The sequence below is a fragment of the Kitasatospora sp. NPDC029312 genome (assembly GCF_055569215.1).
In genome coordinates, this window is sequence record NZ_JBVHXY010000003.1 from 207,108 (window position 1) to 224,479 (window position 17,372).

Below are 17,372 nucleotides of genomic sequence, written 5' to 3' on the forward strand. Positions count from 1 at the left end.
ACTCGTCGGTTTCGAACTTTCTGGGTTGGGGGGAGCCGGGTCGAGGCCCCGCACACGCTTCCCGGAAGATTCCCGTACGTCCGCCCCGCAGCTGCCGTGGCGTAGAACTCACGCTTGACGGCCATCACGGGAACGACGAGTACATGGGACTCGCTTCCAGTCCTCCCGGCGGGAGGCGCGCAGCATCGGCACTCAACCGAGCAACTTGGACATACTGCCACATGGAGCAGCCCGGATGCCAATCGGGGCCGGTGAGGCGCACCTCACCGGCCCCGAGGGGGTGACCGTCGTCAGTGGCGGCCTCCGCCGCCGGCCCGCGTCACCACGGACGCTTCGAACCGCAGACCAGCGCCCACTCGTCGCCGGTCACGTTGGCGCACCACAGCCGGCCCTTGTCGGGCTCGTTGTTGTACTCGTGCAGGCCCTTGTTGACCGGGGCGCAGTCGGTGGGACCGGCGGGGTCGTACTTGGGGCACTTGCCGTTGCGGTTCACCAGGATGTGCGCGCGCCAGGCGTCGGCGCCCATGTCGACGCCCTTGGCGTCGGCGGTCGGGACGTACTCCGGCTTGGTGGTCGGCATGTACCGGTCCACCGACCAGGAGGCCGACATGGCGGCGAACAGCGCCATCGCGCAGACCGCGCCCGCGACCAGGCGGCCGGTGACCGCCGGCCGCAGCGTGATCGGCGCGGGCCCGCCGTCGACGCCGACGCGCTGCACCGTCCGCAGCCAGGCGGTGCCCCGCTGGACGGCGAACATCAGGCCCAGCACCGCGAGGATCATCAGCGCGTACAGGATGATCCAGGTGGTGCGCGGGTACAGCATCACGGCCTTGTCCTTGGCCAGGTGCGAGGCGAAGTAGAAGCGCAGCAGCCAGGCGCTGATCAGGGTCGCTGCGGTGGTCCGGACCAGGACGCTGCGCAGTCCGAGGCCGAGCGCCAGCGCGGCGCCGGCCAGCAGCATCAGGGTGTAGGCGCTCTGCCCGGCGAGCTCGCCGCGCCACGGGAAGTCGTGGTAGTTGAGGTCGCCGTTGCGGTCCGAGGCCCAGCCCATGACGTACGCCGGGTCGATGTACACCGAGAGGTACGCGTACCGGTCCTTCGCCTGGGCCCCCTGCTTCACCAGCTCGTACAGCAGCGGCGAGCCGACCACGCCGGCGCTCACCAGGGTCACGGCCAGGAACAGCACCACCCGCTTGATCCGGGCGGCGCCCCGGCGCCACGGGACCAGGAACAGCGTCAGCACCAGCACGCCGGGCGCGGCCCAGACGAACCAGCCCGAGTACCAGAGGAACATCACGCCGAACGAGACGCCGAAGCCGATGCCGCGCAGCACGGTGGAGCGCGTGGTCAGCTCGTGCGCCCGGCGCAGCTCGCGCAGGGCCGCGGCCAGCATCGGCACCATGACCAGCATCGTGACGTGGCTGTACGGACGGATCGGGTCCAGGAAGAGGATCGCGGACGGGACGGCGATCAGCAGCGCCCAGAACGGGCGCAGCAGCAGTCGCCAGGACAGGTACGCCATCGGGCCGACCAGCGCGCTGCAGATCAGCTGGACGTCCTTCATGGCGTAGCCGACGCCGCCGACACCCCCGTAGAACAGCTTCGACCAGACCGCCAGCACGGCGGGGAAGCCGGGCGGGTAGACGCCGGGCAGGCCCTGGCCGCGCAGCATGTCGTTGGCCATTCCGATGAGGTTGCCCGGGTCGCCCTCCTGGCCGCCGAGGCCCCAGTCGGTGCCGTTCAGCGCCACCGCGATGCCGCCGGCGACCGCGCCGGTGGCCAGCCCGGCGACGGCCGCGCAGACCAGCCGCTGGGCGAGCTGGTAGCGGGCCAGACTCCCCCGGTAGGCGGTGTAGAGCAGCACCGCCAGGACCGGCAGGCCGACCACGGCGGCGTACTTTTGAACCATGGCCAGACCGCTGACCTGGCCGACGCGGTTGAGCGGGTTGACGTTGATGCGCATGCAGAGCAGCGTGAAGACGAACGCCGCCACGACCGAGACCAGTGCCTCGGCCGAACGGACCGCCCAGGGCCGCGCCAGCAGGCCGTCCATCCACCCGGGGCGGGCAGCGGACGCGCCCTCCGGTTGTCGCGGCTCCGCTTCGGAGCCGCCGACCGGGCTGGTGGCCAGATCAGTCATGTCTGTCACTTCCGTGCGTGGCCACGTCCGGTGAGTGGCATGGAGTGGCGGGGTGGGTCGGCGATCGGGATCAGCCGACATGATAAAACCGCCGCCCGGAGCCGGTGCTCCGGGCGGAGAGCCGGCTGCGGACGATCCGCGCCGGTCAGCTGCTGCGGACGGCACGGCCGACCATGGCGCCGGCGTGGGCGAAGTCACCCGCGCCGAGGCGTCCGGCGGCCACCATCAGGGCGTGCAGACGGGACGAGAGGTGCAGGTCGGCCGAGCGGGCCGCCGCGTTCCAGCCCTTGGCACGCAGTTCCTTGCCGATCAGCCCGTAGTAGCGCAGCTCCTCGTCGAAGCGCTTGCCGTCCTTGACCCGGGTCGAGGAGTCGCTGGCCTGGTGCCGGCGGTAGCGGAACACCTCGCGCTCGTCGACCAGCAGGTTGCCGCCCTCCATCAGCATGTCGACCATGAACGCCAGGTCGTGGACGGCGTCGATGTCCGGGCGGTACGGGATCTTCGACAGCGCGGACTGCCGGTAGAGGAGCGACGGGGTGTACAGCCAGTTGCCCGACAGCAGGCTCTTCACCGCGTCCTCACCGCTGATCACGCCGGCCTTGCGGGCGGGGGCGGCGATCCGGCGCTTGACCTTGTCGCCGATGCCGAGCGAGGGCACCAGGTTCCCGTCGCTGTCCATCACCTTCACGCCCGGCTGGACCGCGATCGCGTTCGGGTCGGCCTTCATGCGCTCCAGGACGACGTCCAGGTAGTCCGGCTCCAGCAGGTCGTCGGCGCCCATCATGGAGACGAACTCGCGCTCGGCCAGGGTCGACGCCTTGTACGTGTTGCCGTTGGGGCCCAGCCGCTCCTCGTTGCGGACGTACCGGATCCGGTCGTCGTTCAGGCCCTCGATGTACTCCAGCGCCCGGTTGCCCGGGTACTGGTCGTCCACCACGGTCAGCCGCCAGTCCTGCTGGTTCTGGGCCCGGATGCTGTCGATGGTGGCGAACAGGTACTCCGGGTCGCCGTAGTACGGGATGACGAAATCGACGCTCATGACGGCGCCGCACCTCCTGGTCCTGGATCACGCTCGGGTGCCGCCCGGCCGCGGCCGCCGGGGCGAGCCAAGTCAACCAGCTTTTTCGAACGGTCGCGTCGGCCGACCGTTCCGCCCCCGGCACCGGCGGCGCGCACGCGGGTTCGCAAACGGTGCCGATCGGAAATACCGACCATCGGCAACGATTTCCCATGGGTAACCGGGAAATGAATTGACGCGGCCAATGTCCGTATTTCCCGATTCAAATGACCGTCAGCCGAGTTCGCCGACCCTCCACCCCTAAGATATGTTCGGATGACTATACCGACCCCCGGGCACTCGGGTTCTGAAGGGCTCCTCACGATGACCATCAGCGTTCCGCACCGCGCCGACAGGCCTCAGCGGTCGCCCGAACAACCGCTGATCCCCCCGCCGGTTCAACGGGTGTACGGGCGCCAGAGTTCAGTCTGGTGGCTGGTGGTCGAAGGACTCATCGGCGTCTCCGCGGCCGTGACCATGACCTGGGCAGCCCGATTCATCGACGTGAATCCGATGGTTCGTGCCGGTCAGGTCAGCGGGCTCGCCTCCCTGCAGCTCATTCTGCTGCTCTCGATGGGCGCCACGGTCGGGCTGCTGCTTCTCGTCATGCGCCGTTGGCCGATACTCCCGGTGCAATTCGGCGCCGCGATATTCGCCGGGCTCTCCAGCGGAGTGCTCGCCGGGGCCGTCTCGCTCGCACTGCGCGGCACCCCCTGGCCGCTCGGCGGCCAGGGCGGCGACGCCGGCGTGCTGCAGGGCTGGGCCTTCAACCTCATTCACGGCCAGCCGATCGACGACACCTATCCGCCGCTGTTCCCGCACCTGCTCGGCTGGTACGCCCAGCACTTCACCGACGGTGATCCGGGCCACGCGCTCAAGATCACCAGCCTGGCGTTCATCGCCCTGCTGGGGCCGACGGCGTACGTGGCCTGGCGCCTGATCCTCCCGCCGCTGTGGGCGCTGGGCATCGGGGTCACCGCCTCGCTCCCGCTCGCCGACCCGTACAAGCCGTACACCACGATCGTGCTGGTCGGACTGCTTCCGGTGCTGGCCAAGCTGCTGCAACTCATCCAGCGCTCCCAGCTGCTGAGCCGGCGTCGTGCCACCGTGCTGGGAGCCGTCATCGGGGCGGTGCTCGGCCTGCTGTTCCTGCTGTACTCCGGCTGGTTCGTCTGGTCCGCCGCCGGCCTGATGCTGATGGGCGTCGTCCTGCTGGTCCGGCAGTGGCGCACCCACGGAGCCGGCGCCCTGGTCACGGCCCTGGTGCTGGTCGGTTCGACCGTCGCGGCGTTCGTCGCGGTCTCCGGTCTCTACCTCACCAAGTTCGTCTCCTCCGCCGGCGGAGCCGTCGACCGCTACTGCTACTTCGACGTCTACACCGAGCCGACCTACTTCACGATGTGGGGCAGCGACATGCCCGGCGGTCTCGGGCTGGGAACCTGGCCCCAACCCGGTGAGATCGGCGGCGTCGGTCTGTTCGCCATCCTGCTACTGGTCGGCGCCGCCGCCGCGATCGTGCTCGGCCCGCGCAACTCCGTGGTGCTGGCGACCGCCGCCGCCGCGGCCAGCGCCTTCCTCATGCGCTACTGGTACGCCGCCCACATGTACAAGAACCAGGCGGTGATGCTCTACCCGCGCACCAACCAGCAGCTGTTGTACTGCTTCATCGTGCTCACCGGCCTGGCGCTGTTCCTGAGCGTCGAGCGCTACCTGCAGAAGCGCCGACGGACGGCCGCCGAGGCACCCGCGACCACCGGCGTCCGTACGCCCCGCCGGTACGCCCTCGCCTCGCTCTGCGCGCTCGGTCTGCTGTTCGGCATGGCGGGATCCTCCACCGGAAGCCGGTACATGCCCGAGCCGAGCTCACGCATCGACAGCACCGGCAACTTCGCCTACACCGCCCAGAGCCTGCGCGGCCCGGACGGCATCTGCTCGCCGTGGGCCAAGGAGTGCGTCGACCCCCGTCCGCCGGCCGTCTACGACCAGGCGGCGAAGGTGCGGAAGGACCAGGAGAACCAGCAGAAGCCCGAGTACCAGGTGTTGAGCTGCCCGGACAGCAACCCCTACCCCCGCGCCCCCAAGGCGGACGGCCGGATCAGTACGGTGCTGCGGTCCCTGCTGCGGGGCTGAGCCCACCACAACGGCTGAGGGCCGGCACCCCTGGCGGGGTGCCGGCCCTCAGCCGTACGTGCTGCGCCGTCGGTACGGCCAGCGGTCAGCGGTCGGAGCCGACCGGGGTGTCCAGGCGGTCGTTGTTGTGGCGGACGCCCTCGTTGATGGCCACGGTGCGGGCCAGGTCGGTGAGCTTCTTCTCGAGCGAGCGGAAGCGCAGGTAGGTGTTGAGGGTGAGGAAGCCCATGGCGATCACCATCAGGTAGAGCACCAGGTCCGTGCCGCGGCCGACGCCCAGCGCGGTGGCCAGCTTGGTCACGCCGGTCGGCCACAGGATGGCGACGACGTTGGCGATCACGAACAGCGCGAAGGCGATGCGCTTCCACGCCCGGGTGTTCGCGGCGTCCCAGCGCCGGACGAACAGGAGGGCCATGGCCACCGCGGCCAGGACCAGGATCAGCTGGATCCAGAGGTGATTCATCGGCGGTTACGCTCCCGCAGCGAGATGTCGAAGAGGATGTTCACGCCGTTGATCAGGGACTGGCCCTTGGCGCGCGAGTAGTCGGTGTACAGGATGTCCACCGGGACCTCGGCGACCCTCAGGTCCGAGCCGGCGAGGAAGGAAACGATCTCCGAAGCGTGCGCCATGCCGTTCATGGTGATCTTGATCCGGCTGGCGGCCTCACGGTTCATCACGCGCAGACCGTTGTGCGCGTCGGTGAGCTTCAGCTTTCGGGCGGTCGGGCTGACGGCGGCGGCGGTGCGGAGCACGACCCGCTTGATCCACGGCACCTGGCCGGTCTGCTCGATGAAGCGGGAGCCGAGGACGATGTCGGCCTCGCCCCGGCGCAGCAGCGCCACCATCTTCTCGACGTCGGCGGTCTGGTGCTGGCCGTCCGCGTCGAAGGTGGCGAAGTACTCGGCGCCCTCCTGCTCCAGCGCGTACTTCAGACCGGTCTGGAGCGCGGCGCCCTGACCCAGGTTGACCGGGTGCCGCACGAGGTGCGCGCCGGTCGACATCACGTGCTTGGCCGTGTCGTCGGTGCAGCCGTCGTCGATCACCACGATGTTCGGGAAGGTCTTGCGTGCCCCCTCCACGACATCGGCGATCACCTGGCCTTCGTTGTACGCCGGAATCACCAGCCAGACGTTGTCATACTCGGACACAGGTGCTCCATGCTTGGCGAACGGCACGGCGGCCCGTGCCTCGGGTCTGTCTATCGATGATGGTCATGAGCGTCGGCCGATCACAGTCCGGTCCCCCGCCCCTCAGGAGGTCCGCAGCGGCTCTGCCGCGGTCCGGTCGGCCGGGTCGGCGGCGGGGCGGGAGGGGAATGCGCGGTACAGCGACCACAGCATCAGGACGGCACTGACCAGCGACCCCGCCAGGTACGCGAGCTCCGCACGGAGACCGACGTCGCCCGGCGTCAGCGCGACAGCCACCAATGCTACGGAACCGGCGGTCCAGCCCACCAGTTGACGGCGGTGCTGCGCGCTCGACATCAGCGCCTGGCCGAAGACCGTCGCCAGGACGTAGCAGAGCGTCCCGAACACCAGCCAGAGGAAGTCCAGCGGTCCGAGCACGTCCTTGGCGTTGAACAGCAGCGGGTTGAGCTTGGCGCCGAGCACGATCACCGGCAGCCCGCCGCCGATGCACATCGCGGCGACGATCGCGGTGGTGCGGGTCAGCACCTTGCGGAACTCGGCGTGGTCGCCGGCCGCGGCGGCGCCGGAGAGCGCGGAGACCATCGAGGCCTGCAGGGCGCTGTAGGCGAACAGCGGCGCCCGGGCCATCACCACCGCCTGGCCGATCGCGAAGACCAGGGCGTCGGAGGCCTCGGAGTGCTTCGGCGCGAGCAGGCGCACGCAGACCACGGTCGCGTTGACCACCAGCTGGCTGAGCATGACCGAGGCGATCAGCAGGCCGAGCCCGCTGGTGAGCTGCTTCCAGGACACCTCCGGCCCCGGCGTGCGGTCCGCGAGGGTGTCGCGCAGGCCGATCAGCGAGGCGGCCAGCGGGGAGACGAAGAGGATGAGACCGAAGGCCAGCGCGGAGTGCAGCCCGGCCGCCGCCGCCACCCCGGCCAGTCCGATGCGCAGCCCGCCGTCGACGGCCAGCTGGGTGCCGTACGGCCCGAACAGGCCGAGGCCGGCCAGCGCGCCGCGGGCGACCGAACTCACCGCGAGACCGGCCAGGCCGCCGGCCAGGGCGACCACCAGCGTCCGGTCGCCGCTGAACAGCTGGTCGGCGATCGGGCCGGCGCCGGCCGCCAGCAGCGCGCAGACCGCGACCAGGATCGCCATGGCCAGCAGCAGCATGCGCCGTACCGCGGGCAGCGCCCCGTGCCCGGCCACCTTGCGGGCGGCCACCAGCCGGGTCAGCTCCAGCTCGACCGGCTGGAAGAGTCCCCACCCCACGGACATCACGATGGTCCAGAGCATCGTCACCCTGGCCGCGCCGACGGTGCTCAGGCTGTAGCCCACGAGCGCCATGTACACGTACGCCGAGGCTCCGAGCACGACCGTGCCACCGACCACGAGCCGCGCCCCCGGGGGAAGTACCCCAAGCAGCTTGGCGATCGGGTTCTTCATCACATGACCACCGAATTCACCGGCCGGCCGAGCCACACGTTTCCGCACGAGGCCGGCCAGGCCGTGCGATTGCTGTGAATAGTAGCGGGTGGCCGTGAACGCCCGGTGCCCGCGGACCCCGCATCCGACGACATATCAGCCGCCGGGGAAGGTGCGGCCCCACGGCTGGGTCCAGAGGATGCCCGGATCGCTCACCACGTTGACCGTCAGCCCCTGCTTGGCCAGGTCCCGCTTGATCCGGTCACCCACGGACCGGTCGGCGGTGAGGATCTTGGGCGCGGTGCGCGCCGCGGGGAGCTGCTGGAGTGCGCCCTTGAGCTTGGCGAACGAGCGCTGGTAGTCCTCCTCCTTCACCTGCGGGCCGCCGATGTCGACCCAGTGGACGTCGTACAGCGCCTTCATGTCGCCACCGCGCCGGTTCAGCAGCGAGGCGAGCCAGGTGGCCTTGAGGTTCTTGTAGTCGTCATTGGAGACCAGCGCGACCACCGGTCCGTCACTGCGCAGGGCGGTCAGCGCCTCGGCGCCCTCGGGGCCCATGTCGCTCTCGAACTCGCCACGGCCCCAGACCACCAGCGGGTTGCCGGACCAGGCGGACGGAGCGTCGTCGGTGGTCAGGAAGCCCCACTGCACGTTGGCGAAGAGGCTGAGCGCGGCGGCGACGCCCAGGCCGGAGAGCACCAGCTCGCCCAGCCGCCGGGTCAGGGCCCGGCCGGCTCCCCGGTACGACGTCTGCAGGACGGCCCCGACCGCGCCGATCGAGATCAGGGCGACCACGACGCCGACGGCCGTCATCTTGTGGAAGTAGTACGAGTACCTGCCGATGGTGTGCAGTTGGTAGGCGGCGAAGGCGCTCAGCAGCGCGCCGGTGCCGAGCAGCACCGCCAGGTGCGCCTGGCCGGTGGCGGTGCGGCGGTTGCGCGGCATGGCCGCGGCCAGCAGGCCGAGCAGCCCGCCGCCGATCAGGATCGAGCGGTCCGCGCTGACGCTCGGGCCGCTCATGTTCGAGGCGCTGGCCACGTCGAGGTCGCCCAGCACGGAGAGGGCGCTCGGCAGCGCGGCCACGCCCAGGGCGCAGGCCAGCGTGCCGAGCGTCCACCACCAGCGCCCGGCGAACCTGCGCCGGTGTACGACCAGCGCGCCCAGCAGCGCCACGCCGACGAACGCGCCGTAGATGTTGTAGGTGTAGGTGACGGTGATCAGTCCGGCGGCGGCGACCAGCAGGAACTCGGTGAAGCCCATCGCCGGCCGGATCAGCACCGCCAGGGCGAGCGCGATCAGCAGCAGCCCGATGAACGTCGAGTCGAAGCCGTGGGTCAGCAGGTCCAGGTAGTTGCTGGCGAGCATGATCGAGCCGACGGTCGCGCAGACCAACGCGGCCCGCCAGCCGCGCAGCCGCGGCCCGCCGATCCACCGGGCCGCCCAGACCAGCGCCGTGCAGAACAGCGCGTACGCCACCAGCAGGTACAGGAAGTACCGGTTCATGGTCTGGAGCATCTCGCCCGGGTCTGCGGCGGAGTGGACCAGCGTGTCGGTCCAGGCCAGCAGGAAGTGCGAACCCTGGGGGTACGTCACCTCGGACGGCGGGATCAGGTAGGCCCTGGCGGCTTCCTGGTGGAGGAAGTTGAAGCCGCCGACGCCCTCGATGCCGGAGAAGAAGGAGAAGTGCGCGAGCCGGTCCTCCGACGTGGCGAAGTAGGCGACCCGCTCGGCCGCCGAGGCCCCGGCGACGGGGTGGAACAGGTAGTGGCAGAAACCGGCGAAGGTGCCCAGCAGCAGCAGGTCGGACCAGCGGAAGCGCAGCGGCAGCCTGGGGGCGCGCCGGGCGGCCCAGGCCACCGTCGTGAGGACGGTGAACATCACGCCCGTGGTGGCCACCGGCGAGAGGCCCCAGGGCCAGAGCGAGAAGACCAGGCCGAAGGTCAGCACGGCGCCGGCCAGGATCAGCCCCGCGACGAAGAGCCGGTCGAGCAGCACGCCGCCGACCCGGATCACGGCGGCGACGGCGAGCAGTAGCAGCGGCAGCAGCACCACGCCCAGGTGGAGCGCGATCAGGCCGGTCGGCAGCAGCCAGGACAGGGCGAGCCCACCGAGCAGGACGAGCGGGTTTCGCCGCGGCCGTCCGTGGCCGGAGGGCCGTGGCCCGGGCGGGGCGGTCGGACGATGGATCCCGCTGTCGGGCGAGCTGTGTACGGTCGACACGTGCCGTGCCCCTCCGGTCAAGTCCCTGCCGCCCGTCTCCCCCCTTTACGGGTCCGGACTTCCTCTACCGTCTGCGGGCAGGCTGCAAGCGCCCAGCATACCGAGGGTGCCGTCGGCGCCGACGGTCCAGGGCCCGCGCTCGGGCCGCCCGCGCGCCACCGGCCGGCCTCGCGCTCCCCGCGGGACGTCTACTGCTCAGGACTGGGACGGGCCGGACTCCCGGGCCCGGAAGACCCAGACCTTCAGCAGCACGAAGCGGGCCACCGTGGCCAGCCCGTTGGCGGCGATCAGCCCGGCCACCTCGACCGGCCGGGAGGCGTCCGGCAGCACCCGCGCCAGCAGGGCGAGGACCCCGGAGCTGAGGCCGAGCCCGATGAGGAACGCCACCGCGCCCTGCAACTGGTGGCGGACCATGCCCCGGGAGCCGACGACGCCGAAGGTGAAGCGGCGGTTGGCCGCCGTGTTGGCCACCGCGCTGACCGCCAGGGCGATCAGGTTCGCCGCCTGGGGATCGGTGAACCACCGCGCGGCGACGAACAGCCCCAGGTAGAAGAGGGTGCTGAGGACGCCGATGACCAGGAAGGACGGCAGTTGCCGACGGCTCCCCGGGGCGGGCTCGGCGGGCTCCCCGGTCAGCGTCACCGCCCGGGCCCCCGCTCGTCGTCCTCGGCCGAGTCGTACCCGACGAAGTAGGTCGGCCGGGCCTGTACCGCCGAGTAGATCCGGCCGACGTACTCCCCCAGCAGTCCGACGCAGATCAGCTGGACGCCTCCGAGGAAGAGCATCCCTATGTACAGCGAGGACCAGCCGGGCACGGTCGACCCGAACGCGTACGAGACGGTGGCGTGGATCGCGAGAGCGATGCAGACCACGAAGCTGACCAGGCCGAGGTAGGTGGCCAGCCGCAGCGGGGCGGCGGAGAAGTTGGTGATGCTGTCCAGCGCGAGCCGCACCATCTTGGAGAGCGGGTAGTGGGTGCCGCCGGCCACCCGCTCCTCGCGGACGTACACCACCTCGCCGCTGGGGAAGCCCAGCCACGGCACCAGCAGCCGGTAGACGGGCTGGTGCTCGGGCAGCTGCTTGAGGGCGTCCACGGCGGCGCGGCTGAGCAGCCGGAAGTCGCCGGCCTGGTTGGGCATCCGCTTGCCGACGAGCTTGCGCATCAGCCAGTAGTACGCGCCGGCGGTGCGGCGCTTGAACACGGTGTCGGTGCCGCGGTCCCCGCGCACGCCGTAGACCACGTCGAGGCTCTGCTCACGGGCGAGGCCGAGCATCTCCGGGATCTTCTCCGGCGGGTCCTGGAGGTCGGCGTCGATGCTCACCACGTAGTCGCCGAGCGCCCGGTGGATACCTGCGGTGAGCGCCGCCTGGTGCCCCGAGTTGCGGGCGAAGCGGACGATGCGGAACTCCGGCCAGTCCTGCCGGATCTTCTGCATCAGGACGGGCGTGGCGTCCCGGCTGCCGTCGTCGACGCCCACGACCTCGTACGAGACCCCCAGCCCGTCCAGGATCGGACGCAGCCGCTCGACGGTCAGCGGAAGCGCCTCCTGCTCGTTGTAGATCGGCATCACGACCGAGAGCAGCGGTGCCGTAGACATGACTTGGGTCCCACTTTCCGCGACGGCGGGGCTGGATGGTGAGCCGACCATAACAGTCGGCCATGAGCTGTCCGTAAGAGCAAGGGCACGCAGGTGAGCGCCGTGTGAGACGCCGAAGGGCCCCACGCACCCGCGGTGCGTGGGGCCCTTCGGACTGGCCTGACGAGGTAGGACAGGTCAGAGCGTCAATTACTTGACGATCTTGGTGACCTGGCCGGCGCCGACGGTGCGGCCACCCTCACGGATGGCGAACTTCAGGCCCTCCTCCATGGCGACGGGCTGGATCAGCGCGACGGTCATGGCGGTGTTGTCGCCCGGCATGACCATCTCGGTGCCCTCGGGGAGGGTCACGACGCCGGTCACGTCCGTGGTACGGAAGTAGAACTGCGGGCGGTAGTTGTTGAAGAACGGGGTGTGGCGGCCACCCTCGTCCTTCGACAGGATGTAGGCCTGGGCCTCGAAGTCGGTGTGCGGCGTGACCGAACCCGGCTTGATGATGACCTGGCCGCGCTCGACGTCCTCGCGCTTGATGCCACGGAGGAGCAGACCGACGTTCTCGCCGGCCTGGCCCTCGTCGAGCAGCTTGCGGAACATCTCGATGCCGGTGACCGTGGTGGTGGTCTTCTCGGTCTTGATGCCGATGATGTCGACGGTCTCGTTGACCTTGAGGATGCCGCGCTCGATGCGACCGGTGACGACGGTGCCACGACCGGTGATCGTGAAGACGTCCTCGATCGGCATCAGGAACGGCTGGTCCACGGCGCGGGCCGGGGTGGGGATGCTCTCGTCGACCGCGTGCATGAGGCCGAGGAGCTTCTCGCCCCACTCCTTGTCGCCCTCGAGGGCCTTCAGGGCGGAGACGCGCACGACCGGCAGGTCGTCGCCCGGGAACTCGTACTCGGAGAGCAGCTCGCGGACCTCGAGCTCGACGAGCTCCAGGATCTCCTCGTCGTCCACCATGTCGGCCTTGTTCAGGGCGACGACGATGTAGGGGACGCCGACCTGGCGGGCCAGGAGGACGTGCTCCTTGGTCTGCGGCATCGGGCCGTCGGTGGCGGCGACGACGAGGATCGCACCGTCCATCTGGGCCGCACCGGTGATCATGTTCTTGATGTAGTCCGCGTGACCCGGGCAGTCGACGTGGGCGTAGTGACGCGCCTCGGTCTGGTACTCGACGTGCGCGATCGAGATGGTGATACCGCGCTGCCGCTCCTCCGGCGCCTTGTCGATCTGGTCGAACGGCGTGAAGGGGTTGATCTCCGGGTACGCGTCGTGCAGCACCTTGGTGATGGCCGCGGTAAGGGTCGTCTTACCGTGGTCGATGTGACCGATGGTGCCGATGTTGACGTGGGGCTTCGTCCGCTCGAACTTCGCCTTCGCCACTGCAGTCCTCCTGAGGACAGTTCCTGTACGCCGTGCTGACGTCAGTTGGTCTTTGATCGGGCTGGGTCCGTGGTGCCGCAAGCACCTCGTACCGTCCCGCGGGTGGGGGCCGGAGGCCCCGGGAGAATCCGTGCGGATCCTCCCGGGTCGCCTCCTAATAGCCTAAGGGGTCGGAATCATCCCGAATGTCGGACTGATCCTGAAGCCGGCAGTGCCGGACCTCACTCGCCCTTGGACTTGGCGATGATCTCCTCAGCCACGGCCTTGGGGACCTCGGCGTACGAGTCGAACTGCATCGAGTAGCTGGCGCGACCAGAGGTCTTGCTGCGCAGGTCACCGACGTAGCCGAACATCTCGGAGAGGGGCACCAGCGCCGTGACGACGCGGGCACCGTGACGCTCGTCCATGGACCGGATCTGGCCACGGCGAGAGTTGATGTCACCGATCACGTCGCCCATGTAGTCCTCGGGCGTGGTGACCTCGACGGCCATCATCGGCTCAAGAAGGACCGGCTTGGCCTTCTTGGCGCCTTCCTTGAAGGCCATCGAACCGGCGATCTTGAACGCGAGCTCGGAGGAGTCGACGTCGTGGGACTGGCCGTCGAGCAGGCTCACGCGGACACCCTGGAGCGGGTAACCGGCGAGGACACCGAACTCCATGGCCTCCTGGCAACCGGCGTCGACCGAGGGGATGTACTCCTTCGGCACGCGGCCACCGGTGACCTTGTTGACGAACTCGTAGCCCTCGGCCTGCTCGAGCGGCTCGATCGCGATCTGCACCTTGGCGAACTGACCGGAACCACCGGTCTGCTTCTTGTGGGTGTAGTCGATGCGCTCGACGGCCTGACGGATCGTCTCGCGGTACGCGACCTGCGGCTTGCCGACGTTGGCCTCGACCTTGAACTCACGCTTCATACGGTCGACCAGCACCTCGAGGTGCAGCTCGCCCATACCCGCGATGATGGTCTGGCCGGTCTCCTCGTCCGTGTTGACCTGGAAGGACGGGTCCTCCTCGGCGAGACGCTGGATGGCGACACCCAGCTTCTCCTGGTCACCCTTGGACTTGGGCTCGATGGCGACGCGGATGACCGGGGCCGGGAAGTCCATGGACTCCAGGATGACCGGGTTCTTCTCGTCGGCCAGCGTCTCACCGGTGGTGGTCTGCTTCAGGCCCATGACGGCGACGATGTCGCCGGCGCCCACCGACTCGATCTCCTCACGCTTGTTGGCGTGCATGCGGTAGATCTTGCCGATGCGCTCCTTCTTGCCCTTCACGGCGTTCAGCACGGAGGTGCCGGACTCCAGGCGACCGGAGTAGATCCGGACGAAGGTGAGCTTGCCCAGGTGCGGGTCGGACATGATCTTGAACGCCAGCGCGGCCAGCGGCTCGTCGTCCGAAGCCTTACGGGAGATCTTGGTCTCCGGGTCGTTCGGCTTCGTGCCCTCGATGGACTCGATGTCCAGCGGCGACGGCAGGTACTTGACGACGGCGTCGAGCAGGGGCTGAACGCCCTTGTTCTTGAACGCGGTGCCACAGAAGATCGGGGTGAAGTCCGAGTTCAGCGTGCCCTTGCGGATCGCGTCCTGCAGCAGCTCGATCGGGATCTCCTCGCCCTCCAGGGCGAGCTCCATGACCTCGTCGCTGACGTTCGAGACGGTGTCGATCAGCTGCTCGCGGTACTCCTCGGCCTGGTCCACCAGGTCGGCCGGGATGTCGACGACGTCGTACATCTCGCCCTTGGCGGCCTCGGCCGACCAGACCAGCGCCTTCATGCGGACAAGGTCGACAACGCCCTTGAAGTCCGCCTCGGCACCGATCGGGAGCTGCATGACCAGCGGGGTCGCGCCGAGGCGGTCCACGATGGTCTTCACGCAGAAGAAGAAGTTCGCGCCCGTGCGGTCCAGCTTGTTGATGAAGCAGATGCGCGGGACGCCGTAGCGGTCAGCCTGCCGCCACACGGTCTCGGACTGGGGCTCGACACCGGCGACACCGTCGAACACCGTCACGGCACCGTCGAGGACGCGCAGCGAACGCTCCACCTCGACGGTGAAGTCGACGTGACCCGGGGTGTCGATGATGTTGATGGTGTTGTCGACGCCGTCGACCGTCCAGTGGCAGGTCGTCGCGGCCGACGTGATCGTGATGCCGCGCTCCTGCTCCTGCTCCATCCAGTCCATGGTGGCAGCGCCATCGTGGACCTCACCGATCTTGTACGAGACACCGGTGTAGAACAGGATCCGCTCGGTGGTGGTGGTCTTGCCCGCGTCGATGTGCGCCATGATCCCGATGTTGCGGACCCTGGCGAGGTCAAGGGAGGTTGCAGCCATGGTGGCTCGTTCTCTCTCTGTCTAGTGACGGGGTACGGACTACCAGCGGTAGTGCGCGAAGGCCTTGTTGGACTCGGCCATCTTGTGAGTGTCCTCACGACGCTTCACGGAAGCGCCCAGGCCGTTGCTGGCGTCGAGGATCTCGTTCATCAGGCGCTCGGTCATGGTCTTCTCGCGACGGGCGCGCGAGTAGCCCACCATCCAGCGCAGCGCCAGGGTGCTGGCGCGGCCCGGACGGACCTCGACCGGAACCTGGTAGGTCGCGCCACCGACACGGCGGGACTTGACCTCGAGGGCCGGCTTGACGTTCTCCAGCGCACGCTTCAGCGTGACGACCGGGTCCGAGCCGGTCTTCTCGCGGACGCCCTCCAGGGCGCCGTACACGATCCGCTCGGCGGTGGAACGCTTGCCGTGCAGCAGGATCTTGTTGACCAGCTGGGTGACGACCGGGGAGCCGTAGACCGGGTCGATGATGACCGGGCGCTTCGGGGCGGGGCCCTTACGAGGCATTCTTACTTCTCCTTCTTGGCGCCGTAGCGGCTGCGAGCCTGCTTGCGGTTCTTGACACCCTGGGTGTCGAGCGAACCGCGGATGATCTTGTAGCGGACACCAGGAAGGTCCTTCACACGACCACCGCGCACCAGCACGATGGAGTGCTCCTGCAGGTTGTGGCCCTCGCCCGGGATGTAAGCGGTGACCTCGATCCCGCTGGTGAGGCGCACACGGGCGACCTTACGAAGAGCCGAGTTCGGCTTCTTCGGGGTGGTCGTGTACACACGCGTGCAGACCCCACGGCGCTGCGGGGAACCCTTCAGCGCGGGAGTCTTGTTCTTCTCGACCTTGTCCTGCCGGCCCTTTCGGACCAGCTGCTGGATCGTAGGCACCGTTTCTCCGTTTTCTGTGTGCCAAGGCTTGGTGGAACTAACCTGCGGTGTCTTCCTTCACACACGGCCCCGTGGTCGACCCACGCGGTCGGGTGTGTTGGGCTATTCCGACACGGAATCCCATGAGCTGATGTACAGCGACGGCGCTCTACGCGCGGCGCGCTGGGAGGCGCTCCGGCTCGGCGCGGCGACCGGTGTGCATGCACGCACAAGGACCCGGGGACACCCCAGGCACAAGGTCAGAGCGTACCTAGCGCATCGGGCTCGGTCAAAACAAATGCAACGCCGCAGGTCGCGGCCTTCGGCCGGGTGTCGCCCCGGTGTCCCGTACGCGACCGGCCGGTGTCGGGCCGCCTCCACCCGCTCTACCACAGCCGGCGACCACCCGCCAGCGGACGGCGGCCACGCCACCCGCCCGGCGGCGGCACCCCGGCGGGCTACGCGGTGCCGAGCAGGATCATCAGCGTCCAGAACGCGCAGCCCAGGTAGCCGAGGACCAGGCCGACGACGGCCGCCGCGTCCCCGTTCAGGTGGCGCTCGCGGATCTGCGCCCGGGCGATGTGGCCGGTGACCACCGCGGGCAGCGACAGGAAGGTCAGGCTGCACACCACGGAGACCACCGCCAGCACGCTGGTGGGGCGGACCTGCGGCACCGGGGGCGGCGGCAGGAAGGTCGCCGGGACGGGCTTCGCGGCCAGGAGCGGGGGCGCCACCATCGGGCCGGCCGGCAGGTCGGCCACCAGCGCGGCCAGCTCGCCGTAGGTGCGCGCCCGGGACGCGGCCTCGTGGCGCTCCTCGTACTCCTCGGCGGACAGCCGCCCCTCGGCGAAGCCGGCCTTCAGCACGTCGACCGTCCGGTCACGGTCCGTGTGGCTCGCCCGCATCGCGGCCTGCGGGGAGGGCGCCGGCTGCTGCCAGCCGGGCACCCGCGGCGGCTGACCGTGCCGATGCCCGGGACGGGACTCGCCCCACGGTTGAACGGACATCCGCCACCTCCCGCACCGCGGCGCCCCGGCGCGCGCTCACTGTTCCTCATAGTGCAGGACGACAGCGGGTGCTGAGTAGTTGCCGAATCGGCCC

General features: G+C 69.5%; 14 protein-coding genes. 1 reads left to right on the forward strand and 13 read right to left on the reverse strand.

Going from position 1 to position 17,372, the window contains the following annotated elements:
• Positions 1-319: 319 nt before the first annotated feature.
• Together ACZ4WV_RS03960 and ACZ4WV_RS03965 are read right to left on the reverse strand one after the other, a co-directional pair.
• On the reverse strand, positions 320-2,140 hold the full coding sequence (locus ACZ4WV_RS03960) for a hypothetical protein (RefSeq protein ID WP_465742460.1): 1,821 nt from the start codon (positions 2,138-2,140) through the stop codon (positions 320-322).
• A gap of 145 nt (positions 2,141-2,285) precedes the next feature.
• Positions 2,286-3,179, reverse strand: coding sequence for a glycosyltransferase family 2 protein (locus tag ACZ4WV_RS03965; protein WP_465742462.1), 894 nt, complete (start codon positions 3,177-3,179; stop codon positions 2,286-2,288).
• A gap of 456 nt (positions 3,180-3,635) precedes the next feature.
• Between ACZ4WV_RS03965 and ACZ4WV_RS03970 the strand changes: the two genes are divergently transcribed.
• Positions 3,636-5,327 carry a hypothetical protein gene (locus ACZ4WV_RS03970; RefSeq protein WP_465742464.1) on the forward strand — a complete coding sequence of 564 codons (1,692 nt, stop codon included), beginning with the start codon at positions 3,636-3,638 and terminating at the stop codon, positions 5,325-5,327.
• 85 nt (positions 5,328-5,412) lie between these two features.
• Here the strand turns inward: ACZ4WV_RS03970 and ACZ4WV_RS03975 are convergent, their stop codons facing one another.
• The 11 genes from ACZ4WV_RS03975 to ACZ4WV_RS04025 all read right to left on the reverse strand — a co-directional run bounded on the left by ACZ4WV_RS03975 (position 5,413) and on the right by ACZ4WV_RS04025 (position 17,278).
• Positions 5,413-5,790 carry a DUF2304 family protein gene (locus ACZ4WV_RS03975; protein WP_465742466.1) on the reverse strand — a complete coding sequence of 126 codons (378 nt, stop codon included), beginning with the start codon at positions 5,788-5,790 and terminating at the stop codon, positions 5,413-5,415.
• A complete protein-coding gene (locus ACZ4WV_RS03980) occupies positions 5,787-6,476 on the reverse strand; it encodes a glycosyltransferase family 2 protein (RefSeq protein ID WP_465742468.1) in 690 nt (229 codons plus the stop codon). The genes ACZ4WV_RS03975 and ACZ4WV_RS03980 overlap by 4 nt, the downstream gene beginning before the upstream one ends.
• 102 nt (positions 6,477-6,578) lie before the next feature.
• Positions 6,579-7,901, reverse strand: coding sequence for a hypothetical protein (locus ACZ4WV_RS03985; RefSeq protein ID WP_465742470.1), 1,323 nt, complete (start codon positions 7,899-7,901; stop codon positions 6,579-6,581).
• A 135-nt stretch (positions 7,902-8,036) separates the two neighbouring features.
• The gene (locus tag ACZ4WV_RS03990) at positions 8,037-10,100 is read right to left on the reverse strand and encodes a hypothetical protein (RefSeq protein WP_465742472.1); all 2,064 of its coding nucleotides are present in this window, start codon (positions 10,098-10,100) and stop codon (positions 8,037-8,039) included.
• Between the two features lie 195 nt (positions 10,101-10,295).
• A complete protein-coding gene (locus ACZ4WV_RS03995) occupies positions 10,296-10,742 on the reverse strand; it encodes a GtrA family protein (RefSeq protein WP_465742474.1) in 447 nt (148 codons plus the stop codon).
• Complete coding sequence (locus ACZ4WV_RS04000) at positions 10,739-11,698, reverse strand: glycosyltransferase family 2 protein (RefSeq protein WP_465742476.1); 960 nt, start codon at positions 11,696-11,698, stop codon at positions 10,739-10,741. The genes ACZ4WV_RS03995 and ACZ4WV_RS04000 overlap by 4 nt, the downstream gene beginning before the upstream one ends.
• A 189-nt stretch (positions 11,699-11,887) precedes the next feature.
• Positions 11,888-13,081, reverse strand: a complete 1,194-nt coding sequence (gene tuf, locus ACZ4WV_RS04005) for an elongation factor Tu (protein ID WP_465742478.1) — start codon at positions 13,079-13,081, stop codon at positions 11,888-11,890.
• 221 nt (positions 13,082-13,302) lie between these two features.
• The gene (fusA, locus tag ACZ4WV_RS04010) at positions 13,303-15,408 is read right to left on the reverse strand and encodes an elongation factor G (protein WP_465742480.1); all 2,106 of its coding nucleotides are present in this window, start codon (positions 15,406-15,408) and stop codon (positions 13,303-13,305) included.
• Positions 15,409-15,447: 39 nt separating this feature from the next.
• Positions 15,448-15,918: a 30S ribosomal protein S7 gene (gene rpsG, locus ACZ4WV_RS04015; protein ID WP_030055803.1), complete on the reverse strand. Its 471-nt coding sequence runs from the start codon at positions 15,916-15,918 to the stop codon at positions 15,448-15,450.
• A gap of 2 nt (positions 15,919-15,920) precedes the next feature.
• Complete coding sequence (gene rpsL / locus ACZ4WV_RS04020; protein ID WP_014144289.1) at positions 15,921-16,292, reverse strand: 30S ribosomal protein S12; 372 nt, start codon at positions 16,290-16,292, stop codon at positions 15,921-15,923.
• Positions 16,293-16,729: 437 nt separating this feature from the next.
• Positions 16,730-17,278 (reverse strand): DUF1707 and DUF4190 domain-containing protein, encoded by a 549-nt coding sequence (locus tag ACZ4WV_RS04025; protein WP_465742482.1) that lies wholly within the window; start codon positions 17,276-17,278, stop codon positions 16,730-16,732.
• Positions 17,279-17,372 lie beyond the last annotated feature (94 nt).